General features: G+C 62.7%; 30 protein-coding genes and 2 pseudogenes. 11 read left to right on the forward strand and 21 right to left on the reverse strand.

The features are described 5' to 3' along the window. The 6 genes from X744_RS1000000173735 to X744_RS155230 form a co-directional block, all read right to left on the reverse strand. A partial coding sequence (locus tag X744_RS1000000173735; protein WP_245266647.1) for a PfkB family carbohydrate kinase occupies positions 1 to 133 on the reverse strand: 133 nt, incomplete at its 3' end. A 155-nt stretch (positions 134 to 288) separates the two neighbouring features. Next, positions 289 to 771, reverse strand: coding sequence for a hypothetical protein (locus X744_RS155250; RefSeq protein WP_023759630.1), 483 nt, complete (start codon positions 769 to 771; stop codon positions 289 to 291). Continuing rightward, entirely contained in the window at positions 746 to 1,258 is a 513-nt protein-coding gene (locus X744_RS155245; protein ID WP_023759631.1) for a hypothetical protein, read from the reverse strand. The genes X744_RS155250 and X744_RS155245 overlap by 26 nt, the downstream gene beginning before the upstream one ends. Beyond that, a complete protein-coding gene (locus tag X744_RS155240) occupies positions 1,225 to 1,617 on the reverse strand; it encodes a hypothetical protein (RefSeq protein WP_023759632.1) in 393 nt (130 codons plus the stop codon). Before X744_RS155240 ends, X744_RS155245 begins: the two co-directional genes overlap by 34 nt. A gap of 22 nt (positions 1,618 to 1,639) precedes the next feature. Continuing rightward, on the reverse strand, positions 1,640 to 2,110 hold the full coding sequence (locus X744_RS155235; protein WP_023759633.1) for a hypothetical protein: 471 nt from the start codon (positions 2,108 to 2,110) through the stop codon (positions 1,640 to 1,642). 222 nt (positions 2,111 to 2,332) lie between these two features. Next, positions 2,333 to 3,208 (reverse strand): bifunctional helix-turn-helix domain-containing protein/methylated-DNA--[protein]-cysteine S-methyltransferase, encoded by an 876-nt coding sequence (locus tag X744_RS155230; protein ID WP_023759634.1) that lies wholly within the window; start codon positions 3,206 to 3,208, stop codon positions 2,333 to 2,335. A gap of 113 nt (positions 3,209 to 3,321) precedes the next feature. Here X744_RS155230 and X744_RS1000000173740 point away from each other — a divergent pair. After that, positions 3,322 to 3,429: pseudogene (locus X744_RS1000000173740) on the forward strand (class I SAM-dependent methyltransferase); the annotation flags it as partial. A 32-nt stretch (positions 3,430 to 3,461) separates the two neighbouring features. Here the strand turns inward: X744_RS1000000173740 and X744_RS155225 are convergent. Next, a complete protein-coding gene (locus tag X744_RS155225; protein ID WP_023759636.1) occupies positions 3,462 to 3,956 on the reverse strand; it encodes a DUF2244 domain-containing protein in 495 nt (164 codons plus the stop codon). A 22-nt stretch (positions 3,957 to 3,978) separates the two neighbouring features. On the opposite strand from X744_RS155225, the gene nth reads away from it, so the two are divergent. Then, positions 3,979 to 4,773, forward strand: coding sequence for an endonuclease III (nth, locus tag X744_RS155220; RefSeq protein ID WP_023759637.1), 795 nt, complete (start codon positions 3,979 to 3,981; stop codon positions 4,771 to 4,773). A gap of 22 nt (positions 4,774 to 4,795) precedes the next feature. On the opposite strand, the gene X744_RS155215 is transcribed toward nth, so the two are convergent. Next, positions 4,796 to 5,251 (reverse strand): DUF2214 family protein, encoded by a 456-nt coding sequence (locus X744_RS155215; protein ID WP_023759638.1) that lies wholly within the window; start codon positions 5,249 to 5,251, stop codon positions 4,796 to 4,798. A 198-nt stretch (positions 5,252 to 5,449) separates the two neighbouring features. On the opposite strand from X744_RS155215, the gene X744_RS155210 reads away from it, so the two are divergent. Together X744_RS155210 and X744_RS155205 are read left to right on the forward strand one after the other, a co-directional pair. Next, a complete protein-coding gene (locus X744_RS155210; RefSeq protein WP_023759639.1) occupies positions 5,450 to 5,983 on the forward strand; it encodes a GNAT family N-acetyltransferase in 534 nt (177 codons plus the stop codon). 193 nt (positions 5,984 to 6,176) lie between these two features. Beyond that, entirely contained in the window at positions 6,177 to 7,277 is a 1,101-nt protein-coding gene (locus X744_RS155205; protein WP_023759640.1) for an OmpA family protein, read from the forward strand. A gap of 150 nt (positions 7,278 to 7,427) precedes the next feature. Here the strand turns inward: X744_RS155205 and X744_RS155200 are convergent, their stop codons facing one another. Together X744_RS155200 and X744_RS1000000172070 are read right to left on the reverse strand one after the other, a co-directional pair. Beyond that, positions 7,428 to 7,904, reverse strand: coding sequence for an NUDIX hydrolase (locus tag X744_RS155200; RefSeq protein ID WP_023759641.1), 477 nt, complete (start codon positions 7,902 to 7,904; stop codon positions 7,428 to 7,430). Between the two features lie 126 nt (positions 7,905 to 8,030). After that, on the reverse strand, positions 8,031 to 8,300 hold the full coding sequence (locus X744_RS1000000172070) for a hypothetical protein (protein WP_245266640.1): 270 nt from the start codon (positions 8,298 to 8,300) through the stop codon (positions 8,031 to 8,033). A 155-nt stretch (positions 8,301 to 8,455) separates the two neighbouring features. Between X744_RS1000000172070 and X744_RS1000000173745 the strand changes: the two genes are divergently transcribed. Beyond that, a complete protein-coding gene (locus X744_RS1000000173745; protein WP_156938556.1) occupies positions 8,456 to 8,668 on the forward strand; it encodes a hypothetical protein in 213 nt (70 codons plus the stop codon). Continuing rightward, positions 8,668 to 9,243, forward strand: coding sequence for an invasion associated locus B family protein (locus X744_RS155195; RefSeq protein ID WP_023759644.1), 576 nt, complete (start codon positions 8,668 to 8,670; stop codon positions 9,241 to 9,243). The genes X744_RS1000000173745 and X744_RS155195 overlap by 1 nt, the downstream gene beginning before the upstream one ends. 98 nt (positions 9,244 to 9,341) lie before the next feature. On the opposite strand, the gene coaBC is transcribed toward X744_RS155195, so the two are convergent. The 3 genes from coaBC to ubiE all read right to left on the reverse strand — a co-directional run bounded on the left by coaBC (position 9,342) and on the right by ubiE (position 13,326). Next, positions 9,342 to 10,811, reverse strand: coding sequence for a bifunctional phosphopantothenoylcysteine decarboxylase/phosphopantothenate--cysteine ligase CoaBC (gene coaBC, locus X744_RS155190; RefSeq protein ID WP_023759645.1), 1,470 nt, complete (start codon positions 10,809 to 10,811; stop codon positions 9,342 to 9,344). A 93-nt stretch (positions 10,812 to 10,904) separates the two neighbouring features. After that, complete coding sequence (gene ubiB, locus X744_RS155185) at positions 10,905 to 12,479, reverse strand: 2-polyprenylphenol 6-hydroxylase (RefSeq protein ID WP_023759646.1); 1,575 nt, start codon at positions 12,477 to 12,479, stop codon at positions 10,905 to 10,907. Between the two features lie 70 nt (positions 12,480 to 12,549). Continuing rightward, on the reverse strand, positions 12,550 to 13,326 hold the full coding sequence (gene ubiE, locus X744_RS155180) for a bifunctional demethylmenaquinone methyltransferase/2-methoxy-6-polyprenyl-1,4-benzoquinol methylase UbiE (protein WP_023759647.1): 777 nt from the start codon (positions 13,324 to 13,326) through the stop codon (positions 12,550 to 12,552). Positions 13,327 to 13,459: 133 nt separating this feature from the next. Here ubiE and X744_RS155175 point away from each other — a divergent pair, with 133 nt between their 5' ends. The 3 genes from X744_RS155175 to X744_RS155165 all read left to right on the forward strand — a co-directional run bounded on the left by X744_RS155175 (position 13,460) and on the right by X744_RS155165 (position 15,995). Continuing rightward, positions 13,460 to 14,434: an adenosine deaminase gene (locus tag X744_RS155175; protein ID WP_023759648.1), complete on the forward strand. Its 975-nt coding sequence runs from the start codon at positions 13,460 to 13,462 to the stop codon at positions 14,432 to 14,434. A 146-nt stretch (positions 14,435 to 14,580) separates the two neighbouring features. Beyond that, on the forward strand, positions 14,581 to 15,210 hold the full coding sequence (upp, locus tag X744_RS155170) for a uracil phosphoribosyltransferase (protein ID WP_023759649.1): 630 nt from the start codon (positions 14,581 to 14,583) through the stop codon (positions 15,208 to 15,210). A gap of 221 nt (positions 15,211 to 15,431) precedes the next feature. Then, on the forward strand, positions 15,432 to 15,995 hold the full coding sequence (locus X744_RS155165) for a TIGR02281 family clan AA aspartic protease (protein ID WP_023759650.1): 564 nt from the start codon (positions 15,432 to 15,434) through the stop codon (positions 15,993 to 15,995). Here the strand turns inward: X744_RS155165 and deoA are convergent, their stop codons facing one another. The 6 genes and pseudogenes from deoA to X744_RS155140 all read right to left on the reverse strand — a co-directional run bounded on the left by deoA (position 15,996) and on the right by X744_RS155140 (position 22,153). Further along, entirely contained in the window at positions 15,996 to 17,315 is a 1,320-nt protein-coding gene (deoA, locus tag X744_RS155160; protein WP_023759651.1) for a thymidine phosphorylase, read from the reverse strand. Beyond that, positions 17,315 to 18,042 (reverse strand): annotated as a pseudogene (locus tag X744_RS01000000169715) (purine-nucleoside phosphorylase). The gene deoA and the pseudogene X744_RS01000000169715 overlap by 1 nt, the downstream one beginning before the upstream one ends. A 13-nt stretch (positions 18,043 to 18,055) precedes the next feature. Further along, positions 18,056 to 18,448 (reverse strand): cytidine deaminase, encoded by a 393-nt coding sequence (gene cdd, locus X744_RS155155; protein ID WP_023759652.1) that lies wholly within the window; start codon positions 18,446 to 18,448, stop codon positions 18,056 to 18,058. A gap of 63 nt (positions 18,449 to 18,511) precedes the next feature. After that, positions 18,512 to 19,483 (reverse strand): ABC transporter permease, encoded by a 972-nt coding sequence (locus tag X744_RS155150; protein ID WP_023759653.1) that lies wholly within the window; start codon positions 19,481 to 19,483, stop codon positions 18,512 to 18,514. A gap of 1 nt (position 19,484) precedes the next feature. Further along, positions 19,485 to 20,624, reverse strand: a complete 1,140-nt coding sequence (locus tag X744_RS155145; protein WP_023759654.1) for an ABC transporter permease — start codon at positions 20,622 to 20,624, stop codon at positions 19,485 to 19,487. Beyond that, complete coding sequence (locus tag X744_RS155140; protein ID WP_023759655.1) at positions 20,621 to 22,153, reverse strand: ABC transporter ATP-binding protein; 1,533 nt, start codon at positions 22,151 to 22,153, stop codon at positions 20,621 to 20,623. The genes X744_RS155145 and X744_RS155140 overlap by 4 nt, the downstream gene beginning before the upstream one ends. A 212-nt stretch (positions 22,154 to 22,365) precedes the next feature. On the opposite strand from X744_RS155140, the gene X744_RS155135 reads away from it, so the two are divergent. Together X744_RS155135 and X744_RS155130 are read left to right on the forward strand one after the other, a co-directional pair. After that, positions 22,366 to 22,575 (forward strand): SlyX family protein, encoded by a 210-nt coding sequence (locus X744_RS155135; RefSeq protein ID WP_031260294.1) that lies wholly within the window; start codon positions 22,366 to 22,368, stop codon positions 22,573 to 22,575. A gap of 23 nt (positions 22,576 to 22,598) precedes the next feature. Further along, the gene (locus X744_RS155130) at positions 22,599 to 22,982 is read left to right on the forward strand and encodes a hypothetical protein (protein ID WP_023759657.1); all 384 of its coding nucleotides are present in this window, start codon (positions 22,599 to 22,601) and stop codon (positions 22,980 to 22,982) included. A 16-nt stretch (positions 22,983 to 22,998) separates the two neighbouring features. On the opposite strand, the gene X744_RS155125 is transcribed toward X744_RS155130, so the two are convergent. Together X744_RS155125 and X744_RS155120 are read right to left on the reverse strand one after the other, a co-directional pair. Next, on the reverse strand, positions 22,999 to 23,460 hold the full coding sequence (locus tag X744_RS155125; RefSeq protein WP_023759658.1) for a GNAT family N-acetyltransferase: 462 nt from the start codon (positions 23,458 to 23,460) through the stop codon (positions 22,999 to 23,001). Positions 23,461 to 23,572: 112 nt separating this feature from the next. Beyond that, entirely contained in the window at positions 23,573 to 24,562 is a 990-nt protein-coding gene (locus X744_RS155120) for a BMP family ABC transporter substrate-binding protein (protein WP_023759659.1), read from the reverse strand. Between the last annotated feature and the right edge of the window lie 23 nt (positions 24,563 to 24,585).

Raw genomic sequence — 24,585 nt, forward strand, 5'->3', positions numbered from 1 at the left:
CCAGCGCCTGGTTGGCGCCCTTGCCGCCGGGCGCGGTGGTGAAGGCCGAGCCGGCCACCGTCTCGCCGGGGCGCGGCAGGCGGTCGACATTGGCGATAAGGTCGAGGTTTATCGAGCCGATGACGATAATCAAGCAAGGCCTCCTGGCAGTACAAATTCAAAGTGTCGGAGCGTCCTCGTTGGTCCGCGCGGGCGAAGGTCGTTTCCAATCGTGCGCGAAAGCTAACCTGTAAGGCCGCAGCTTGCCAGACCGCGCGAAGGGTCCGCCTCGATTTGATGCGTCATGGCCTATTCGCAGCGCACAGTGACCGCTCCCTGATAGTTGCCGGCGGGAAAGATACCGCTCGACTTGGTGGCGGTGAGGTCGACCTGCATGGTGTGAGTGCCGTTGACGACCCGTTGCGGCGCACTTCCGTTGATGTCGACCCCCGAGCCATCGAGGCGGAAGACTGAGGCGAAGGTCACGTTGGTGTCGCCGCCGCTCGGTGCGGACGTGAATGCGGCCGGCGCCGGCGCCGAAACCGAATAGCAGTCCAGCAGATTGAGCAAGGAGCACAGCAGTGAGTTTGCCACGATGGTGGCGCTGGCGCTGGATCCACCCGCCTGTTTGGAGCCCAGTATGCCGATAGCGGGATTTGCGGTCATTGTTCCCGACGTCCCGACCATGATGGTGCAGGTGCCGGTGATCGCCGCTTGCACCGGAAGGCAGAAGCCGGCAAATGCTGCCATCGCAAGCAGCGCACGGTTATTTCTTCTTCTTTTTCTTGCCATCGCCGTTTCCGGTCCTGATGCTCCAGCCTTCGTTTGCCCATCCGGGTGATGCGGCCGCGGGAGCGCTGGCGGCCACGCTCGCCGTCTGGCCGTCGGCGCCAAGGCCCATCTTCAGCAGTTTCAGTTCCAGTTGCAGGCGGTCGACCTCGAGTTCGTAGAGCCGGCTGCAGTCGACGCGCTTCGGCGTACGCCCGATCGGGATCACAACCCGGCCATAGGTGGCAACGCTGTTGTCCGACTGACTGTTACCTCTGATGACGCCGAGATCAACATAGGCGCCGGTGCCGGAGACTGCGGAACGGCAAGTGGTGCCGTCCGCGGCATGGACCTCGTCCTGGCCCTGGGGCAAGGTGACGCCGGGCAGGTTGAAACCGCTCTCGTTCTGGTTGAGGTTGTAGACATCCTCGGCCACCGCAGGCGAGATGCCCGCCGAAGCAGCCGCGAGCGCGACTATCAGGATTTGCGGCGCCCAAAGAACTTTCCGCATATCTGTGCCCTTATCTGCGTCTGTTGATTGGGGAAGGGGATGCTTTCGGTACAGATACGCACTTTACGCTCGGGGGCACCGTCGAAAGGCACGACCACAAGGACAGGACGTGAAGCCTGCGAAGCCAATTGGAAGACTTTCGGAGAGATCCTGGCGTCTACTGGCTGAAAATCCTGATCGTAGACGTGGATTTCGACCCGGATCTTCCGGTCATAGGGATTGGCGGGGAAAATGCGGACAGCGAAGGCGTCACTGAAGCTGTTGACCTCGCCACGCATCGGCGACATCGACTGGGCTTCGGCGGCAATGGGTGCCAATCCGATGGCCAGTGCCGTCGTCAGGATTCGAGCATGTTTCAAGGACCCCTCCATCGCTACGGCGTCATTCGCAGCGCAGCGTTACCGTTGCCTGATAGTTGCCGGAGGCGAAGCGGTTGCTGCCACCCTTGGTGCCGGCGAGATTGACCGAGACGAGGTCGGCGCCGGGTGTTCCGATGCTGGTGGCCGAGCCGGTTTCAACGATAGAATGCGTGCCCGCAGCGGAGTAGGTCGGTGTCCAGGTCGTCGACGTTACGTCCGCCGAAGGTACCGTCGTCGTGGTGACCGGATCGACGCTGAGCGACACGCCTCCGGTTGTCGTCAGCGTCACGGTTCCGGCAGAACCGCCGCTGTTGTGAGAGCTGAGTGACTGCAGGTCGGGGCTGACTGTCATCGTGCCATTGGTGGCAATGACAAGCGTGCAGGTTGGCGTGATCGTGCCGTTGAAAATGACATTTTGCGTCGTGGCCAATACGGGTTGGTCAAGACAGGCAAACAGCATTGCTGCGCCGAGGGCGGCGCGAAACCATGTCATCGAGACCTCCTATCAATTCGGATCGCCCGAATTAATAGGGGTCATCATCACTTTGTCGTAGTTAATTTTGAGTTAACTGAAATAAATGCTAAAAACAACAAACAGGAAAACCGGAGGTTGCTCCCGGTTGCAAGAAATAAAATTGACGCGGATATCGCACTTATACTTGGGAATTTATCAGTATCTATACATCTCTCCGGCAAAGCTCGAAAAATCGATATTTCACGACACCTGTCCCGCTTCCCAGCCCAGGATAGCGCGCTTGCGCGTCAATCCCCAGTGATAGCCGGTGAGGTCGCCGGATTTGCCGATAGCGCGGTGGCAGGGAACCACGAAAGAGAGCGGGTTGGCGCCGTTCGCCGCACCGACCGCACGGCTGGCGGACGGCGCACCGATGCTGGCAGCAATCGAGGAATAGGTGCGGGCCTTGCCCATCGGGATCTTGAGCAGCGCCTCCCAGACCCGAACCTGGAAGTCGGTGCCGATCATGACGACATGCAGCGGCTGGTCCGGGCGCCACAGCGTCGGGTCGAATATGCGCGCGGCATAGGGGCCCGTAGCAGCCATGTCCTCGACATAGATGGCGTTTGGCCAACGGCTGGACATGTCGGCGAAGGCAGCACGCTCCTCGCCGGGATCGCTGAAGGCAAGGCCGGCAAGTCCGCGGTCGGTGGACATGATCAGGGCGGTGCCGAACGGCGAGGGATGATAGCCGTAACGGATGGTGAGACCGGCGCCGCGCGTCTTGTAGTCGCCCGGTGACATCGCCTCGTGGGTGACGAAAAGATCATGCAGCCGGCCAGGGCCCGACATGCCCAATTCGAACGAGGTTTCAAGCAGCGGCATGCCTGAATCGAGCAGCCTGCGGGCATGATCCAATGTCACCGCCTGCAGGAAGGCCTTGGGCGACAGGCCGGCCCAGCGTGTGAAGAGCTTTTGCAGGCCGGTGGGCGTCTCGCCGACCTCCTCGGCCAGCTCTTCGAGGGAAGGCTGATCGCGATAGTCGAGGCTGATCTTCTCGATGGCGCGGCGCACGATTTCGTAGTCGCTACCTTCAGGCGTGATGTCCTTTTTGAGGACCGCTGTGTGTGTGCTCATGGACTATCTCCTTGAGCCGGAATATCGCCCCTTGCGGCGGTGACCGCCACCCGAAACTTGCCTTCTGGCCGCGCATACCCAGATAGACTCGGATCTTGAGCCAGGAGTCGCTCATGGCTGGCGAAAAAGTAGCCCTCACCGGCGCTAAGGAAACCTTGCTGATTACGCTCTACGGCAAGGCGCTGGAGAGCCGGATGTCGGATTCGCTGCTCGGGGATCAAGCGCGCAGCGCTTTCCGCGGAGTTGCTTTGCTTTAGCGCGCCTTGGCTGTGGCCAGCGCGCGTGAAAAGGCAGTGGCAAAGCTTTCTCGGGAGTCAGGGTCCAGGAAAGATCCGATCGGCACGTTCTGGCCTTGGCCTTCCACCGTCATCCTTGTGATCCCGATCTCGGCATGACGGGCGATCGAAAACCGCGTCCAGAACGGATTGAAGCGATGCGCTTCCGATTTACCGGATGGTGCCGTCTTGCGGATGTCGAGGCTGGTGCGCGAAACCGACACTTCCTCGCGTGCGCGGGCAGCACGGTAGTTGAGGCGAAAGGCGATGTAGACGCCGGCCACGTCGAGGCCGAAGAATCCGAACACCGGCCAGGCGCCGCGCGACAGGAAAAACGCGCCTGTGACCAGCCAGCCGAACAGCAGCGCGCCCATCAGGATGAAGAAGCCTGTCCGGCCCAGCGACCGGTGCGGGGTCAGTAGCGCCTGAAAGAATGGTTCGTCGGCCTGAAACGAGGCGTTTGTGTCGCTCATGGCGGGATATTATAGGAGGGAAATGGCGAGCCCCAAGTCCAAAGATTCTTCCATGTCCAAAAAAGAATTGCTGCCCGGCCGGCGCGAGGGGTCGAACGCCAAGCCGCGCCCGAAGCCGGTGCGGAGCACTTCGCGCTACAGCCCGGCGGAAGTGCACGAGATATTCCGGCGCTTTTCGATCCAGCGGCCGGAGCCGAAGGGTGAACTCGAACATGTCAATGCGTTCACGCTGCTGGTCGCGGTGGTGCTGTCGGCGCAAGCAACCGACGCCGGTGTCAACAAGGCGACGCGGGCGCTGTTCAGGGCCGCCGATACGCCGCAGAAGATGCTGGCACTGGGAGAAGCCAAGGTCGGCGAGCATATCCGCACCGTCGGGCTCTGGCGCAACAAAGCCAAGAATGTGATTGCGCTGTCGCAGGCGTTGATCCGCGACCATGGCGGCGAGGTGCCCGACGAGCGCGATCAATTGGTCAAGCTGCCCGGCGTCGGGCGCAAGACCGCCAATGTCGTGCTCAACATGGCTTTCGGCCAGCACACGATGGCGGTCGACACCCATATTTTGCGCCTCGGCAACCGGCTCGGGCTGGCCCCTGGCAATACGCCGGAACAGGTCGAGCAGGGGCTGCTCAAGATCATCCCGGACGAATATATGCGGCACGCGCATCACTGGCTGATCCTGCATGGCCGCTATGTCTGCAAGGCGCGCAAGCCGGATTGCCCGGCCTGCGTCATCGCCGACATCTGCAAGGCAGAGGTGAAGACGACCGATGTGCCGGCACCGCTGATCGAGCTCGCGCCGCTCGCCTCAACGGCATAACTCTCCAAACGGCCTATTCTAGCTAATAGCCGTAGCCGCGCGCCATCGCCGCAGCGAAGACCGGGATGAGCAGGAAGATGAAGGCCCCGGCGCGGATGTAGCTCTTCACGGACGCAAGCTCGGCCGCCGGCACCTGGAACGAGGGACTGGCGCTCGCCTGTCTGTTCCAGGAAACAAAGCGGATCGTCGGGATGATCGACAACAGGCCGACGACGGCAAACGCCGTCATCTTGGCCCAGAACACCCAGTTGTAAACGTAGAATTCCCAGCCCTTGAGGCCATAGAACACACGGCCGATGCCGACGACGATGATAAGCACGGCGATGATGCCATAGTGGCGGTCGATGCCTGCGAGCCGCTTGAGCGTCGCGGCGGCCAGATCGCCACGGGTCAGTACGAATTCGGCGCCGATGATCCCCGCCAGCGAAAACACCAGCACATGATGGGCAATGGCAAGCACAAGATCGGTGGTGTCCATGCTCTATCCCTTGGTTTGACGGCACCGCCGCGCCTAAAAGGGGAGGCGTCGGCAGGTGCTGAATCAGCCTGCGGTCAAAGTAACACCGTCGCGCGAAAATCCCAGCAGCGGCGCGTGGATGATGGCCCGTATCGCCCCTGGCCCTTGCACCGCGCCGGCTATTTGCTAAGCGCTGACTATCCGTGCGAGACAGATCTCATGAACAATCCACAAGCGACCAGCGCTCCGGTCATCGAGACGAAGCGAACCATCCTGCGAGCGCACCGGCTGGGCGATTTCGACACCTATGCCGCGATGTGGACCGAGCCCGTCGTCACCCGTTTCATCGGAGGCAAGCCGCGCACGCGCGAGGAGAGCTGGATGCGTTTCCTGCGTCACGCCGGCCTGTGGTCGCTGCTCGGCTACGGTTTCTGGGCAATCGAGGAGAAGGCGACGGGCCGTTTCATCGGCGAGGCCGGCTTTCACGATCTGAAGCGCGATATGGAGCCGTCGATCGAAGGCATTCCCGAGGCCGGCTGGGCGCTGGTTCCGACTGTTCACGGCGCAGGCTTCGCCACCGAGGTGGTAGGCCGCGTGCTCGCATGGGGCGAAGACGCGTTCGGGCGTGCGAAGACCGTCTGCATCATCGATCCGGAGAACGCCGCTTCGCTGAGGGTTGCGGCGAAGTGCGGCTACCGGGAAGTGGTGCAGACCACCTACCATAACGCCCCGACCATCCTGCTGGCGCGATGACCTTAGCGACAGATTCAGATCTCAGGTCGAATCGACCGACCTGAGATCTGAATCTGCCTCTAAATCAAAGGGATAGAGCATGATGTCGCCCGAAAAACCGCTTCGCACTTTTCGGCATCATGCTCTCGGCGGCGTCATCGACTGGACATACCCGGTCTGCTAGCATCGATCATAGTGCGAAGGGGGATGATCGATGCGTGCATTCAAGACGATAGCCATGGCGTTTTTCTGGGCGGGGTTTGTTCTCGTGCTGACATTGCGGTTGGCCGCTGCCGACGCGACGGTGCCGACCGCCGATATCAAGGGTGCCGCCGACAACCATCTCGCCAAGCGCTACGAAGGCTCATTCATCGTCTCATACGAGAAACTAGCCTTCACCGATTTCAGCGTGCCGCTGTCGCCACTCAAGCCGAGCGCCGACCCGGATGCGCGTGATGCGATGAACAATCGTGTCTTTGCACCTGACAAGAAGGCCGAGGTCGAAGGCGCCCTGACCCGCATTGCCTATGTGCTGCCGGCCGAGCGCTCGCCGCTCGAAGTGCTGCGCAACTATCAGGATGTGATTGCGGCGGCGGGCGGCGAAATCCTGTTCGAATGCAAGAAGGAGGAATGCGGCGGCGCCGCCGACCGTTCGTCGAGTGGCGGCGGTGGCGACATGAGCCTGACGATGTATTCCTTTCATGAGAGCGATCTGAAGGACGCAGCCTTCTCGAATGGCGCCTGCGCACTGACCTCCGGCATCAATGACCAGCGTTATTTCTCGGCCAAGGTGCCGCAGGAAGGCGGCGACGCCTATGTGACCGTGCAGACCTATTCGATGACCGGCGATCTCTACTGCAAGGAACTCAACGGCCGCACCATAGCCATCGTCCAGGTGCTGGAACCCAAGGCACGCGACAAGAAGATGGTGGTCGTCGAGGCGGCCAAGATGGCGGATTCGCTTTCCGCCACCGGCAGCATTTCGCTCTACGGCATCCTCTTCGACACCGACAAGGCCGACATCAAGCCGGAGTCGGAACCAACACTGAAGGAAATTTCGACGCTGCTGGCCAACGACCCGAAGATGGCCGTGATCGTCGTCGGCCACACCGACAACCAGGGCGCCTTCGACTACAATCTCGACCTCTCGTCGCGACGGGCACAAGCGGTCAAGGCAGCGCTAGTGGCGAAATACGGCATCGACGGGGGGCGGTTGACCGCGGCCGGCGCCGGCATGATGGCGCCTGTCGCCAGCAATGATGACGACGCGGGCCGCGCCAAGAACCGCCGAGTGGTTCTGGTCAAGTTGAACTGAGCGAGCCTTCCCAACGAGGACGCATTCTACGACAGCGCGTCCGCCGCGAGGCTCGCCTGCTCGAGCATGGAGGCGTCCTCGCCGAAGGCGCAGGTGGCGGCCGACGAGTGAGGCTCGGAGCTCTTTGCTCGCGGCCTGATTGATCTTGCTCTAGGCCTGATCGACCGTCACGGGCTGGGGGACCTTCAAGGTTTTCACCAGCGTCGAAAGATCGGGTTCATCGATGAGCATGGCTGCGTCGGCCGGCGTCAGCCAGGCCCGCTGGCGTCGTTTTGCTTCCTGCCAGTTGCCCAGTTCCTCGGTCACTTCAAGCAGGTAGACGATGACGTCGACGCGGACAAAGCGGTTGGCCAGCCGCTTCCAGTAGGAATAGATGCCCGCCGGCTGCTTCAGCGTCTTGCCGAGCACGCCAGCTTCCTCCTGCGCCTCGATGGTCGCCGCCTTGCGTCCGTTCTTGCCTTTCATCGGCCATCCCTTGGGCACGATGAAGCGCCTGGTGGTTCGCGACGTGACCAGCATGACCTCGATATCGCCGCGCGCGTTCAGCCGAAAGGGAATAGCAGCTACCTGGCGGATCCTGTCGCCCTTCTTTGCCTTGCGGACGGCCTTTTTCTTGGGGGCTGCCATTCGTCATCCAGTCGATGCAATGCCGCATAGCCGCGACCAGGCATCGTTGCAAACCAAACATTTCGCTTGTGCCGCAGGGCGCTCCGAATACATAAGTCGGCTAAATAAACGAAAAACGACTGGATGTCAGCGGCAATTGCGCACCGCGGTGGTGCCGATTATCTGCGTCTGGCAGCTTGGATTGAGTTGTTGCACCATCGGTGGCGGTTGCTGAACGATCTGGCGGTCCTGGGCGCGATACTGCTGCTGTTGCTGCTGGAATTGTTGGCGCTGTATCCTGTTTTCCAGAATTTGCAGGTCGTTCTGCCGAATCAACGCGTTGTCGCCGGCGGCGGAATCGATGGCTTGCGCGAAAGTGGGCAGGCAAGCGCCCACCAGCATTGCCGTGGCCAGCATTGCCGACCTGAAAATCATTGATGGTCGAAGTGCTAACATCCATTCATTCCCGCGCAAAAATCCTCGCCTTAATATAGGGCATCTGCCCGGCCGTGCCATATCCAGGCGCCGTTCCAAGCGACATCGGCTTGTCGACCGTTGGGTGACCCCGCTCGGTGGCGGAGAATCTGCCCGGCAACCCCGCATTGCACTTGACGGAGGCCGTCGATTCGCCGCTCTATCGGGTCGGCGTCAGCCTTGTGCTGGATGCGTCAATGGTGGCCGTCGGGTATGATGGCGCCTTCGGCGAAACGGTTAAACAGAACGCGATCAGCGCGTCTCTCAAGGTCAGCTTCTGGCCCGAGGCGGAGCCGGGCGGGAGGACTTGATGAGGAAGTACGCGTATCTCATGGCGATGCTGGGTGTTGCCTGTGCCATCGGCGTGCCGGCCGCGGCGGCGCAGACCAAGGGCGACAAGGTGGCGGCGCCGCCCGCCGCCGATGCGCCGCAGTTGCCTGGTGGAGCGTCCGCCCTGTCCGAAACCCATGGCGACTGGACCGTCAATTGCCAGATATCAGGCACGACCAAGATCTGCAGTCTGTCGCATCAGCAATTCAACAAGCAAACCAACCAGCGCCTGCTGGCGATCGAGCTGTCGAGCAAGACCGGCGAGGACGCCACGGGAACGCTTGCACTGCCGTTCGGGCTGGCGTTGGCCAAGGGGGTCAGTCTGTCCATCGACGACCAGAAGCTGGACGGCACCCTGGCATTCAACACCTGCCAGGTCGTCGGATGTCTGGTGCCGGTGGCGCTCGATGCGACGGTCACGCCGCTGCTGAAGTCAGGCACCACACTGAAGATCGATGCCTTCGCGGCCGACACCGGACAGGCGGTGAGCTTTTCCATTCCGCTCAACGGCTTCGCCGGCGCGCTTGCCCGAACCGCGGAGCTTTTGACCAATTGACCGCAAAGGTCATGTGGAGCCGCAGGACCTGAAGCGCGGCGCTTGAAGGCGGTGCGTCGCCGCAGCAGAACGCAGTGGCCGGACGTCTTCGCGTCGGCTCAAACGACGATCGTTTTCAGCCTTTCGGCGATCAGGGCGGCGAGCCGCGCCGCCACTTCGTCCTTGCTCATCTCGGGCCATTCCTCGACGCCGGACTTCGATACGATCCGCACCCGATTGCGATCGCCGCCCATCACGCCTGAAGGGCCAACGCCGCTGGACTGCGACACGTCGTTGGCAACGATGAAATCGGCACCTTTCTTCCGCAGCTTGGCCTCGGCGTTGCGCAAGAGATCCTGTGTCTCGGCGGCGAAGCCGATCACAAGGCCGGGTCGCTGGCTGTGATGCCCAATCCCGGCGAGAATGTCGGGGTTCTCGATCATGCGCAGCACCGGCGGCCCTTCGCCCGCAACCTTCTTGATCTTCTCACCGGCCGAATTTTCGCTGCGCCAGTCGGCAACCGCGGCGACGAACACCGCCGCGTCGGCGGGCAGGAGTTGTTCGACCGCATCGCGCATCTCTTGCGCTCGTTCGACATGGATGGTCTTGACACCGGCGGGATCGGCAATGCCGACCGGGCCGGAGACGAGACGGACATCGGCGCCGAGTCTCGCCAGTGCCGCGGCGATGGCATGGCCCTGCTTGCCGGAGGAACGGTTGGCGATATAGCGCACCGGGTCGATAGGCTCATGCGTCGGGCCGGAGGTGACGATGATCTTGCGCCCCGACAGCGGCTTGGGGCCGACATCGAGCAGCGCCTCGATGGCGGCGACGATCTCCAGCGGCTCGGCCATGCGGCCTTCGCCCGCCTCGTTGCTTTCGGCCATCTCGCCCTTGGCCGGGCCGACGAAGGCAATGCCGTCCTTCTGCAGCGTCGCTCGGTTGCGGCGGGTGGCCGGATGCGCCCACATCCTGGGGTTCATGGCAGGCGCCATCAACACAGGCTTGTCGGTGGCGATGAGCACGGTGGAGGCAAGATCGTTGGCGTGGCCATTGGCAAGCTTGGCCATAAGGTCGGCGGTGGCGGGAGCCACCACCAGCAGATCGGCCTCGCGCGACAGCCTGATATGACCGACATCGTGCTCGTCCTGGCGGTCGAACAGGTCGGCGAAGACATGATCGGCGGAGAGCGCGCCGACCGACAGCGTGGTAACGAATTCCTGTGCAGCGGATGTCATAACCACCCGAACCGCAGCCCCACGCTCGCGCAGCCGACGTATCAGATCGAGCGCCTTATAGGCGGCGATGCCGCCGCCGATGATGAGCAGGATGCGCTTGCCGGAGAGACCGTGCTGCAGCCTCTTGCCTGCCGGTGCGTTAGCGGGGACCGCCGCGCCGTGCGCGCTGGTCAGTTCGCGCAGCGTCTTCTCGATCTGGTCGATGCGACCCACCGGGCCGATCTGCCCGTCAACGGCGGCACGGATCATCACCCGTGCCTGTTCTTCCATGGAGCGATCGTTCTCCGCCGCCAACCGGCGCAGCAGCTCCTTGACCTCATCGTCTAGGTTGCGGATCGTGATGCTGGCCATGTGATTGCACTCGGCTGAGATGGGCGAATGCAATGATAGCAATGCAATCAAATTGGCGCAAATTGCAGCCTCGGAGTCCGAAGCGACTAAGTACTAGACGATCTTCCAAGCGATATAGACCAGCGCCAGCGCGATCACCCACAGCGCCAGACGGCCGGAGCGGCTGTAATGCGCCTCGGCCTTGCCGATGGCGCGCGCGGTGGTCTCGTCGAAGCGCAGGCCGTGCTCGGCCATCAGATCGATCTCGCGCGACAGGCGATCGGTGCGCGCCGCAAGCTCGGGCGCCTGGCGGGCGAGCGTCAGCAGCGCCTTGGCGCCGTCGCGCGCATCGAGCATCATGCCGCGCGGCCCGAGGTTACCGGCGATCCAGCCGCTTACCACCGGTTCGGCCGTCTTCCACATGTTGAAGGCCGGGTCGAGCGTGCGCGCGACACCTTCGACCACCACCATGGTCTTCTGCAGCAGGATCAGTTCCGGCCGCGTCGCCATGTCGAAGAGTTCGGTCACCTCGAATAGCAGCGTCAAAAGCTTGGCCATCGAAATGGTCTCGGCCGGCTGGCCATGGATCGGCTCACCGATCGCCCGGATCGCTTGCGCGAAGGCCGCGACATTGTGCTGGCGCGGCACGTAGCCGGCCTCGAAATGCACCTCGGCGACGCGCAGATAGTCGCGCACGATGAAGCCGTAGAGGATTTCGGCGAGGAACCGGCGCTCCTTCTTGCCGAGGCGTCCGGCAATGCCGAGATCGACGGCGACGATGGTGCCGTTTGCCTCGACGAAGAGGTTGCCCGGATGCATGTCGGCATGGAAGAAGCCGTCACGCAACGTGTGGCGCAGGAACGACTGGATAAGGTTGGCGGCGATCGCCTTCAGGTCATGGCCGGCGGCTTCGAGGCCAGCAATGTCGTTCATCTTGACGCCGTCGACCCATTCCATCGTCAGCACATCGCGGCCGGTGCGCTCCCAGTCGACAGATGGCACACGAAAGCCGGGGTCGTTCCTGGTGCTTTCGCCGAGCTCGGAAAGCGCGGCCGCCTCGAGGCGAAGATCCATCTCGATCTTGGTGGTCTGCGCCAGCGTCTCGGTGACCTCGACCGGCCGCAGACGACGGGACGACGCGATGTATTTTTCCTGCAGGCGGGCGGCGAGGAAATAGCTTTCGAGATCCTGGAAGAAGCGGCGGCGCACGCCCGGCCGAATCACCTTGACCGCCACCTTGGTGGCAACGCCGTCATGGACCGCGTCGGCGGCATGGACCTGGGCGATGGAGGCGGCAGCGACCGGATCACCAAACTGCGAATAGAGATCGCCGATCTTGCGCCCGAGCGAAGCCTCGATAGCCGCGATAGCCTCGACCTTCGGGAAGGTGTGCATCTTGTCCTGCAACATGGCGAGATCGAGAGCCATGTCGTTGCCGACAACGTCGGGCCGTGTCGCCAGGAACTGGCCGAGCTTGACATAGGACGGTCCGAGCCGGACAACCGCCTTGGCCAGCCGGTCGCTGCGCTCATAGGCAAGCGCGCGGCGGCGGGTGAACAGCCGCGCCAGTCGCCAGCCGAATTTCGGCAGGCCGGACAGTTCCTCGCCTGGCAAGGCGGCAACGACGCCCTCGCGCATAAGCACCCAGCCGGCGCGCATAAGCCGAAATCCAGCGCTGGCGGTGCTCATGGCCGCGCTCGTTCTGCCGGCTCTTCGAACCGGCATAGCGCATGTCGAATGTGAAAAATGCGCCCCGGCCTCAAAGCTTCCAGCCCGAATGAAGCGCGGCAATACCGCCGGAATAGTTGCGGAAGGAAACGCGATCGAAGCCGGCGCGGGAAATCATCGTCGCGAAATTCTGCTGGTTGGGAAATCTGGCGATCGATTCGACCAGATAGGAATAGGGCTCGCCGTCGCCGGTCACCATCCTGCCGATCTTCGGAATGGCGTTGAATGACCAAGCTTCGTAGACCTTGTCGAGCAGCGGCATCTCGACTTCGGAAAATTCAAGGCACAGGAATCGCCCGCCCGGCTTCAACACGCGAAACGCTTCGCTGAGCGCGACATCGATGCGCGGCACGTTGCGAATGCCGAAAGCGATGGTGTAAGCATCGAATGAGGCGTCAGCGAAGGGCAGTTCCTCGGCATTGGCCTCGACGAAATCGGTGTTGCCGGACAGGCCTTTCTTTTCGGCGCGATCGCGGCCGACGGCCAGCATCGAGCCATTGATGTCGAGCACCGTGGCATGGGCAGTGCCGTGGCTGGCATCGACGATGCGAAAGGCGATGTCGCCGGTGCCGCCGGCAACGTCGAGCACGCGCCAGCCGATCCTTTTTGGAGGATTGAGCCATGTCACCATGGCATCCTTCCACAGCCGGTGCAGGCCGGCCGACATCAGATCGTTCATCAGGTCGTAGCGGTTGGCGACCTTGTGGAAAACATCGTTGACCAGAGACTGCTTGTCGCCAGCCCCTACACGCTTGAAACCATAGGAGGTTTCCATGCCGCCCGCGGCCGTGGTTCTCTCAACTGACATTTTTTTGATCCGTCATAAAACCGGCGGGACCATAGCCGATCGATAGTGTGGGCGCTATTGTTTAAGGCGCGGTGTTCAGCCGCGCTTCCAGGTGGCGGTTTTCGAGACCTGGACTGACCGACGGGATGATTGAATGCCTTTGAAAGCGGAACTGCACTGCCACATCGAAGGGGCAGCGTCGCCAGAGCTCGTCATCCGCCAGGCGCAGAAATACGGCAAGGACACCTCGCCCTATATCCAGAACGGTTCGTTCGTCTGGCACGATTTCACGTCCTTCCTCGCCGCTTACGACTTTTCGTCCGATCTGTTCCGGACCGAGGAGGACTATGCGCGGCTGGCCGATCATTATCTGACCAGCCTTGCCCGCGACGGGGCTATCTATTCCGAGATATTCACCTCGCCGGACCATGCAAGGAAGGCCGGGCTTTCGCCCAAGGCCTATACCGACGCGCTTGGCGAAGGCATGGCGCGTGCCAAGGCAAAGACCGGCATCGAGGGCCGCATGATCGTCACCGGCGTGCGCCATGTCGGCGTCGAGTCGATCGAGCAGGCGGCGCGTTTCGCGGCGCGCTGCGAGCACCCGCTGGTCACCGGTTTCGGCGTTGCCGGAGATGAGCGCATCGGCGAGATGGATGACTATGTCAGGGCTTTCGAGATCGCGCGCGAGGCTGGGCTCGGCATCACTATCCATGCCGGCGAACTGACGGGCTGGGAGACCGTCCAGGCGGCGCTCGATCACATCCGTCCCTCTCGCATCGGCCATGGCGTGCGTGCCATCGAGAATCCGGATCTTGTCCGGCGCATTGCCGACGAGGGCGTCGTGCTCGAATGCTGCCCCGGCTCCAACGTCGCGCTCAAGGTGTTCGACAGTTTTGCCGACCATCCGTTTCCGGCGCTGCAGGCGGCCGGCTGCAAGGTGACACTCAATTCCGACGATCCGCCCTATTTCTGGACCTCGCTGAAGCGCGAATACGACATCGCGGCCGAGCATTTCGCGATGAACGAAAAGGCGCTGGTCGCCGTTACCCGGACCGCCATCGAAGCTGCTTTCGTCGACAAAAAAACCAAGTCAGCACTTCTTGCCCGGTTAAACAGCGCGGCACGCTGATTTCTGCCGACAAAACTGTGGTCGGGTTGGGCCAGGCGGTTCCTTGGCCGCCGCATTGTCGCTAGGGTTCGCTCAAGCAGCTTGAAGCGCGGCGCGTCTCATAAGGACCATGCGCGCACTTTCGGGCGCAGCATCAGGAGAACACCATGCAGGGCGTCACCGTCATCGATCATCCGCTTGTCCAGCACAAGCTGACAATCATGCGCAAGAAGGAGACCTCGACGGCCGGCTTCCGCCGGCTGCTGCGCGAAATCTCGCTGCTGCTTGGCTACGAGGTCACCCGCAACCTCGAACTGACGACGACGACGATCGAAACGCCGATGGAAACGATGGAGGCGCCGACGCTGGAGGGCAAGAAGCTGGTCTTCGCCTCGGTGCTGCGCGCCGGCAACGGCTTGCTGGAAGGCCTGCTCGACCTGGTGCCGGCGGCCCGCGTCGCCCATGTCGGTCTCTATCGCGATCACGAAACGCTGGAAGCGGTGGAATATTTCTTCAAGGCGCCGAGCGACCTCGCCGACCGTTTGGTGATCGTCGTCGATCCGATGCTGGCAACCGCCAATTCGGCGATCGCGGCGATCGACAAGCTGAAGGAGCGCGGCGCCACCAATATCCGCTTCCTTTGCCTACTGGCGGCGCCCGAAGGCATCGAGCGCTTCACCAAGGCGCATCCGGACGTTCCCGTATTCACGGCTTCCATCGACCGCCAGCTCAACGAGAAGGGCTACATCATGCCCGGCCTCGGCGATGCCGGTGATCGCATGTACGGGACCAAATAGTACCAGCCAAAGTTGCCTGGTACGATTTACCAGATATTTACGCAAAGGCGGGGTTTTGGCGCGTGTTAAAGCGGCAAACACCATCCGGGCTTAAGGATCGGCTCACTACAGCGCCGCGCGACCATTCGGACGCGCAAATAACGCTGTAGCACTTTGATTTTGCGCATGATCCTTTCCGAAAATCGATCCCGATTTTCGGGGTCATGCGGCGAGGCCGATCCATGCTGCGCAAACTTCTCATCCTTGGCGTTTTCGCCGGCACGTCGGCATCGATACCGATCGTGTATCAGTCGAATCCGCAACTCGTTGAAAGCCTGCTGAGATCGGCGGCACCGGGCAAACAAACGGTCGAAACGCAGCCTGGCGTCAATTTGGCTTCGGTGCCCGACAAGCCGGCGGCGCCGCTGCCGATGGGCCGCAGGGTGGTCGTCGCGGCAGACGATCGCGGACACTTCTCGTCGGCCTTCAAGCTCAACGGACGTCAGATCGACGGCATGATCGACACCGGCGCCACGCTGGTCGCCATCAACATTTCGACGGCGCGCAGGATCGGCCTGTCGCTGAACCCTTCCGAGTTCACTCACGAGGTCAGCACCGCCAACGGCACCATCAAGGCCGCCGTGGCAGTGATCGACCGCCTGCAGATCGGCAGCATCACCGTCAACGAGGTCCAGACCATCGTGCTCGACGACAAGGCGCTGCGCACCAACCTGATCGGAATGAGCTTCCTCAACCGGCTCGACAAATATCAAGTCGAGAACGGCACGCTGCTGCTTGTTCAGTAATTAGCCGCGCGGCAGAATCCGACGGATGACCGACTTGTCGGCCGCTGGCTTCGAGGCCCCGATCGCGTAGGCCGAAAGCACGGCTGCCGCCGCAGTCTCGGCATCCGACATCGTGCGGGCATGGATCAGAGCCAAGGGCTCGCCGACCCTGACCTCCGCTCCGACTGGCAACAGCCTGGTGATGCCGACCGCAGGGTCGACCTTGTCGTCCGGCCGCGTGCGTCCACCGCCCAGGGCAACCACGGCGAGCCCGATGTCGCGAGTGGCAATGCCGCTGACGAAGCCGTTCGCGGTCGCCTTGACGGCAAATTCGGTCGCAGCCGGAGCGAGGTATTTTTCCGGCTTCTCGATGAAATCTGCGGGGCCGCCGAGCGCGGCCACCATGCGCGCGAACGTGGCGGCGGCACGGCCGCTGGCGAGCGTCTCGGTGGCGCGCCGCATGCCATCCTGATTGGACGACACCAGTCCCGCCGACTGCAGCATTTCGGCGGCCAGCGCCAGCGTCACGTCCTCCAGCCGATGGTCACGAAACCGGCCGGTGAGGAAATCGACGGCATTGCGCACCTCGACGGCGTTGCCGGCGGCCGAGGCCAGCGGCTCGTTCATGCCGGTGATCAATGCCGAGGCCTTCAGCCCTGCACCATTGGCGATCTCGACCAGACTGTTGGCCAGAGCCGTCGCGTCGCGCGACTTCTCCATGAAAGCGCCGTTGCCGACCTTGACATCGAGCACCAGCGACTGCAGCCCGGCCGCCAGCTTCTTCGACAGGATCGAAGCGGTGATCAAGGGCACTGATTCGACCGTGCCGGTGACATCGCGGATCGCATAGAGCCGGCGGTCGGCGGGTGCGAGGTCGGCGGTCTGGCCGATAATGGCGCAGCCGGTTTCAAGCACCGCCTTGCGAAACAGGGCGATGTCAGGCTGGCTGACATAGCCTGGGATCGCGTCCATCTTGTCCAGCGTGCCGCCGGTGTGGCCAAGGCCACGGCCCGATATCATCGGCACATAAGCGCCGCAGGCGGCGACGATCGGCGCCAGCATCAGCGAGACGTTGTCACCAACGCCGCCTGTCGAATGCTTGTCGGTAACCGGGCCGGGCAGGTCCGACCAGTCGAGCACATCGCCGGAATCGCGCATGGCGAGCGTCAGAGCCACCGCTTCGTCGCGGTTCATGCCGTTGAAGAACACCGCCATGGCGAAGGCGCCGACCTGGCCGTCCGAAACGGCGCCTGATGTCACCCCTTCGACGAAGGCGGCGATCTCCTGCTCCGACAGCCTCAGGCCATCGCGCTTGCGGCGGATGATTTCCTGCGGAAGCATCAGCTCTCCAGCAGGCCGTCGCGGAACACGCGCTGCAGGATCGTTGCCAGCCGCGCGCCTCCAACCGGTGCCATGTCCTTGGTCTCCTGGTGCGAGAGCTCGGCCCCGGTCATGCCGGCAGCCAAATTGGTGATGACCGAGCAGGCGGCGACGCGCAGCCCGAGGAAGCGGGCGAGAATGACCTCCGGTACGGTCGACATGCCGACCGCGTTGGCGCCCATGATGCGCGCCATCCGGATCTCGGCCGGTGTTTCGAAGCACGGGCCGGAGAACCACATGTAGACGCCCGTGTGCAATGCGGTGCCGGTCGCCTTCGCCGCGTGTTCGAGCGCCCTGCGGATGCCGGCATCATAAGCTTCGGTAAGACCAACGAAGCGGCGGTCGCTGGGTTCGCCGATCAGCGGATTGCTGCCCGAGAAATTGATGTGGTCCGATATCAGCATCACCGATCCCGGCGGCATTTCCGGATCGACCGAGCCGGCGGCATTGGTGAGGATCAGCTTCGTGATGCCGATGCCGGCAAGCACTTCCAGCNAGACGTGTGCTCTTCCGATCTATGGCCGGTGACGCCGCTTCGGGGAAAACCCGGCAGCTTGCCATAGGAGATGCGGATCGGATCCTCGATCTGATCGACCAGCCCGCCCAGGCCCGAACCCAGCACAAGCGCCGTCAACGGCGCCAGGCCGTCCAGTCTTTCGATGAGATGATCCAGCGCCTTTTCCGTCATCACAGCCGCCTCTTCATTTCAAAATGTCGCCCCGGAAGCCGTAAGGCAGCATGTCGCCCATGGTCACGGTCTCGGCCACGCCGGCATCGTCGCAGAGATAGAGCTTGGTTTCGGGCTGGCAGAATTCGGCCAGCCGCTGCCGGCAGCCGCCGCAGGGCGAGCATTTGACCATGCGTTCGGCGACAACGGCGATTTCCACGATCTTGCCACCGCCGCCCATGATGTAATGGCCGAGCGCGGTGGTCTCCGCGCACCAGCCTTCCGGATAGGAGGCGACCTCGATATTGGCACCGGCAAAGACGCGACCGTCCTCGGTGCGCAAGGCAGCGCCCACGGGAAACTTCGAATAGGGCGCGTAGGCCTTGGCCATGGCGGTCTTGGCGGCCTCGAACAGATCATGCGACATTCAGGTGTTCTCTCCGAGGATCATGTCCAAAACCCGGCGCTTGCGCCGAGCAGCATTTCGACCTTAGCGTTCCTTGACGTAGGGGACGCCGCCGGCGCGGGGCGGGATCGCCTTGCCGATGAAGCCGGCGAGCAGGATGACGGTGAGGATGTAGGGCAGCGCCTGCATGAACTGCACCGGCACCTTGCCGATGATGGGCAGCGGCGAGCCTTGCAGGCGGATCGACAGCGCGTCGAGGAAGCCGAACAGCAAGCAAGCGAACATGGCGTTGACCGGCTTCCACTTGGCGAAGATCAGGGCTGCCAGCGCGATATAGCCCTTGCCGGCGGTCATATCCTTCACGAAGCCGCCATTTTGCACCATCGACAGATAGGCGCCGGCAATGCCCGTGAGGATGCCGGTACAGATCAGCGCCCGGTAGCGCAGCCAGGCGACCGAGATTCCGGCGGTGTCGACGGCGGCCGGGTTCTCGCCGACGGCGCGCAGGCGCAGGCCGAAGCGGGTGCGAAACAGCACCCACCAGGTAAACGGCACCATCAGGAAAGCGAGATAGACCAGGATCGAGTGGCCCGACAGCAGCTCGGCATAGATCGGTCCGATGATCGGCACATCGTGGATGGCATCGGCGCCGGGCCAGATGATGGCCTCGAAGCGCTCGCCCGGTTGCAGCGCCGGCGTGCGCCCGCCTTGCTGGAACCAGGCTTGGCCGAGGATGATGGTCGATCCGGCGGCGATGAAATTGATCGCCACGCCGGAGACGATCTGGTTGCCGCGATGGGTGATCGAGGCAAAGCCGTGGATCATGGCAAAGGCGACCGAGATCAGGATGGCCATGCCAAGGCCGAGAAAGGCCGAATGGAACACGGAAGCCGCCGCCGCGCCGGCGAAGGCGCCGACCAGCATCTTGCCTTCGAGGCCGATATCGAAGATGCCGGCACGTTCCGAATAAAGGCCGGCTAGGCAAGCGAGCAGCAGCGGCACCGAGAGCCGGATGGTCGAGTCCAGTGTCTGGACGATTGCGTTGAACACATCCATCTCAGGCACCCTTCCCCTTTATCGCTTCCATGCCGACCGACCTCGGGTTGAACGAGGCGAACAGCGCCTGGATGTAGGGCCTGAACATGTGCTCGAGAGCGCCGGCAAACAGGATCACCAACCCCTGGATGATGACGATCATGTCACGGCTGATCGCCGGCATCTCGAAAGCGAGTTCGGCGCCGCCCTGATAGAGCATGCCGAACAGAATTGCCGCCAGCACGATGCCGACCGGGTGCAGGCGGCCCATCAGCGCCACCGCGATGCCGACGAAACCGGCGCCTGAAACAAAGTCGATCGCAACATTGTGCTGGTCGCCCATCACCGGATTGAGCGCCATCATGCCGGCCAGCGCGCCCGAGATCATCATGGCGGTGATGATGATGCGGGTTTCGGAAATGCCGGCATAGCGCGCCGCCTTGGGGCTGTGGCCATAGGTGCGCATCTCATAGCCGAGCTTGGTGCGCCAGATCAGCAGCCAGACCAGGAAGGCCATGGCCAGCGCCAGCAGGAAGGAAATGTTGAGCGGCGCCGAACGGATCTTGGCGCCGAACAGTTCGATGATCCAGTTGAGCTTAGGCAATTCCGCACCGGCGAAGAAGTTGCGCGTCTGCGGCGCTTGCGAGGCTGCCGGCTTCAACGGGCCAACCAGCAGGTAAACCATGATCGAGGCGGCGATGAAGTTGAACATGATGGTGGTGATAACGATGTGTGAACCGCGCTTGGCCTGCAGATAGGCGGGTATCAATGCCCACAAAGCGCCCACGACCGCTGCCGCGACGATGGCCAGCGGAAAGGTCAGCCACCATGGCAGCGTCGTGTCGAAGCTGAGGCAGACGACGGCTATGCCGAGGCCCGCTATGTAGGCCTGTCCTTCGGTGCCGATGTTGAACAAGCCGCAATGTGCCGCCACGGCCACCGAAAGCCCGGTGAAGATGAACGTGGTGGCATAGAAAAGGGTGAAGGCAATGCCTGTGCCCTTGCCGAAGGCACCCTCGACCAGGATGACGGCGGCGCGCAGCGGGTTTTCGCCGACCAGAAGCACGACGAAGCCGGCGACCACGAAGGCAACGAACAGATTGATCAGCGGGATCAGGCCGTAGTCGGCCCAGGCCGGCAGCTTGGCGTAAGGCGTGCTCACTCTGCGGCCTCCTGGTGTTCGACGCCGGCCATCAGCAGGCCGAGTTCGCCTTCGGTCGCCTCCGGGCCGCGCTCGCCGACGATGCGGCCGGCAAACATCACCAGGATGCGGTCGGAGAGTGAACGGATCTCGTCCAGTTCGACCGACACAACCAGCACTGCCTTGCCCTGGTCGCGCATGGCGATCAGGCGCTTGTGGATGAATTCGATGGCGCCGACGTCGACGCCGCGTGTCGGCTGGCCGACGATCAGCACGCCGGGATCCTGTTCCATTTCGCGCGCGAGCACGATCTTCTGCTGGTTGCCGCCGGAAAAATTGGCGGTCTTGAGCCGGCAGTCCGTCGGGCGGATATCGTATTTGGCGATCTTGTCCTTGGCATCGTTGCGGATGGCATCGATGTTGAGGAAGGGGCCCTTCAGATAGCGCGGGTCGTCATGATAGCCGAGGATGGAATTCTCATTCTCCTCGAAGGCAAGCACCAGCCCGACGTGATGGCGATCTTCCGGCACGTGCGCGAGCCCGCGGTCACGCAATTCGCCTGGATCGGCGGCGCCGGTCAGGTCGATCGGCTTGCCGTCGAGCATGACCGAGCCGGAGACAGCCCGCCTGATGCCGGAAATCGCCTCGAGCAGTTCGGATTGTCCGTTGCCGGCGACACCGGCGATACCGACAATCTCGCCGGCCCTGATATCGAAGGAGATGTCGTCGACCATGGTGACGCCGCGTGTATCCTTCACCGTCAGGTTCTTGACCGCCAGCTTGACGCCGCCGGCTTCCGCCTCGCCCTTTTCGACCCTCAGGAGCACGCGCCGTCCGACCATCAGCTCAGCCAGTTCCTCGACCGTGGTCTTGGCGGTCTCGCGCGTCGCTACCATCGTGCCCTGGCGCATGACCGACACAGTGTCGGTGATATCCATGATCTCGCGCAGTTTGTGAGTGATCAGCACCACCGTCTTGCCCTGGTTCTTCAGCTGCTTGAGGATGCGGAACAGATGGTCGGCCTCTGCCGGTGTCAACACACCCGTGGGCTCGTCGAGGATCAGGATCTCGGCGCCGCGATAAAGCGCCTTCAGTATCTCGACACGCTGCTGCAGGCCGACCGGCAGTTCCTCGATAATCGCATCGGGATCGACTTCCAGTCCGTATTCGCGCTCCAGCCGCTCCAGTTCGGATCGCGCCTTGGCGATGCTCTTCTTCAGCAGGGCATCGCTCTCGGCGCCGAGGATGACGTTTTCCAGCACCGAGAAGTTGTCGACCAGCATGAAGTGCTGATGCACCATGCCGATGCCGAGCGCGATGGCGTCATTGGGCGTCTTGATCGCCGCCGGCTGACCTCCGACTCGGATCTCGCCGCTATCGGCCTGGTAGAAGCCATAGAGGATCGACATCAGCGTCGACTTGCCCGCGCCGTTCTCGCCGACAATGCCGTGGATGGTGCCGCGCGCGATCTCCAGATTGATGTCGCGGTTGGCGCGCACGGCGCCAAAACTCTTGTTGATGCCGATCAACTCGATTGCGGCTTGCGCCATGCAGCCTGTCCCACTCTTATTTTTTATCGCTTGGTCAAAACGCCTAGCATGACGCTCCGCCCGTGCCAATTGGCCGGAGCAGGGCCACTCTCGACAAATCCCGGTGCGCTTGTCAATTTCCAACGTGTCCGGGGCCTTCATATTCGCTAATATGGCGAAGCCGAAATTCGCATCACGGCGCAAAGGCTTTACGCTGCAAGACAAGGATTTGAATGACCATGCCCTCCGACCGGCTGACGACGCTGGAGATCCGCGCCACCGAACAGGAGAAGACCATCGAGGAGCTGTCCGGTCAGATTGCCGAGCAGTGGAAGGTGATCGAGCGCATGCAGCGAAAGCTCGATGCGCTGGCCGAACGGTTCCTGGCGCTGGAGGAGCAGGCAGGAGACGAAGTGCCTGTAACCAAGCCGCCGCACTGGTGAGGAAAGAGGGGAGGGTGCACGCCGTGGCCGGTGAAAGCAATCGCATCGCGCGGGCCGGCGACTATGTGCTCGGCCTGATGAACGACACGGAACGCGAACGAGCCGAGCGCGATCTGGAAATCGACCCGGCCTTTCGCGACGCGGTCGTGCAGCTTGCCGAACGCATGCATGTCTTCGACCATGCCGAGCCGGAAGAGCGCTGGAAGCAGATCACGCAGCGCATCGGCGACCTGCCGCAGATGCGCAGCTCTGGGCTCATCGATGCCGCGTCGCCAGCCGTGATCCAAAGCCTGTCGCAGCGGCCGCACGGCATCGGCTTGCACGCGCTTGGCGGCCGGCGCGGATTTGCCGTGGCCGTCGGCCTGATCGTGGCTTTTACGCTGGGGTATCTGGCGGGCAAATTCTAGGGGTTTATTTTCGGGATCACGCTCGCGGCCGGCACGACATCAGAGCCATTGTTTCGTTGTCCTGCCCAAAAACCTCAATCATGTTCCAGCCAAGGGCTGCGTAGAAATCACGTGCTTCCCATGTGTAGAGATAGAGCGTCTCGACACCCTGCCCAACTGCATGGGCTTCAGTCGCCCTGACCAGCGCACCGCCAATTCCCCTGTTTCTGTGACCACCATCGACAGCCAATCCTGCCAGCCATGGTGTCAGATCATGCGCCGGTTCCAGTTCGTGGCGGACCAGCAGGCGCGAGCCAACCGCTACATCGCCGATCCGGGCCACGAATGCCGCCTCGAAGCCGTCACCGGCGAGCAGTTCGCGAAGGCCTGCCGCGTCCTCTTCGAAAGTCCTTGCGGTCCCCTCGAAAAAGGTGGCGAGGCGCAGTCGCGCGATCGTTTCGACATCGCGCTCGTCCATGGGTTCGATTATCGGCTGCATCGTTGTCTCGAAATGTCATCCGTGGCGGAGCGGTGACTATTTCGCTCGATCCGGTAAAAGACAAACCGCCAGGCTTGCGCCCGGCGGTTTGCAGATCATGGCCGGATGCCGCTCAATAGGGGCAGGCGTTGTCGGCGGTGTAGTCGTGCACCTGGATCTTGCCGGAGATGATGTCGGCTTTGGCCTTTTCGACGGCTGCCTTCATCTCGTCGGTCACCAGTGCCTTGTTGTTGTCGTCCATGGCGTAGTCGACGCCGCCTTCCTTGAGGCCGAGATTTTGCAGGCCGCCCTTGAAAGTGCCGTTCTTGCCGTCCATGAAGGCGTTGTAGACGGCAACGTCGACGCGCTTCATCATCGAGGTCAGCACTTTGCCGGGCTGCAGGCCGTTCTGGTTGGAATCGACTCCGATGCCAAGCTTGCCGGCATCGGCCGCCGCCTGCAGCACGCCGACGCCGGTGCCGCCGGCCGCGGCGTAGACCACGTCGGAGCCCTGGTCGATCTGCGTCTTGGCGATCTCGCCGCCCTTGGCCGGGTCGTTCCAGGCGGCCGGCGTGTCACCGGTCATGTTCTGGATGACGTCCGTCGCGCCGGCCGCCTTGGCGCCGCCGACATAGCCGCATTCGAACTTGCGGATCAGCGGGATGTCCATGCCGCCGATGAAGCTGACCTTCTTCGACTTCGAAGCCATCCCCGCCAGGATGCCGACCAGATAGGAGCCTTCATTCTCCTTGAATACCAGCGAGCGGACATTGGGGAGATCGACGGCGTCGTCGATGATGGCGAAGTTGAGGTCAGGATATTCGGCCGCGACCTTCTTCAGCGCGTCCTCCCAGGCAAAGCCGGCCATGACGATCGGGTTGCGGCCGTCCTCGGCGAAGCGGCGCAGCGCCTGCTCGCGCTGCGAGGCGTTGGAAACCTCGAACTCGACATAGGCCGTGCCGGTTTCGGTCTTGAACTTTTCGGCGCCGTGGAAGGCAGCTTCGTTGAAGGATTTGTCGAATTTGCCGCCGAGATCATAGAGGATGGCCGGCTGGACATCCGCGGCGAAAGCCGGAAGAACCATTGCGGTTGCGGCCAGGAGGCCGAGAACGATACGTTTCATGTGATCCACACCCTGTCGGTTAT

Source organism: Mesorhizobium sp. LNHC252B00 (genome assembly GCF_000502955.1).
In the GTDB taxonomy this organism is placed as follows: Bacteria; Pseudomonadota; Alphaproteobacteria; order Rhizobiales; family Rhizobiaceae; genus Mesorhizobium.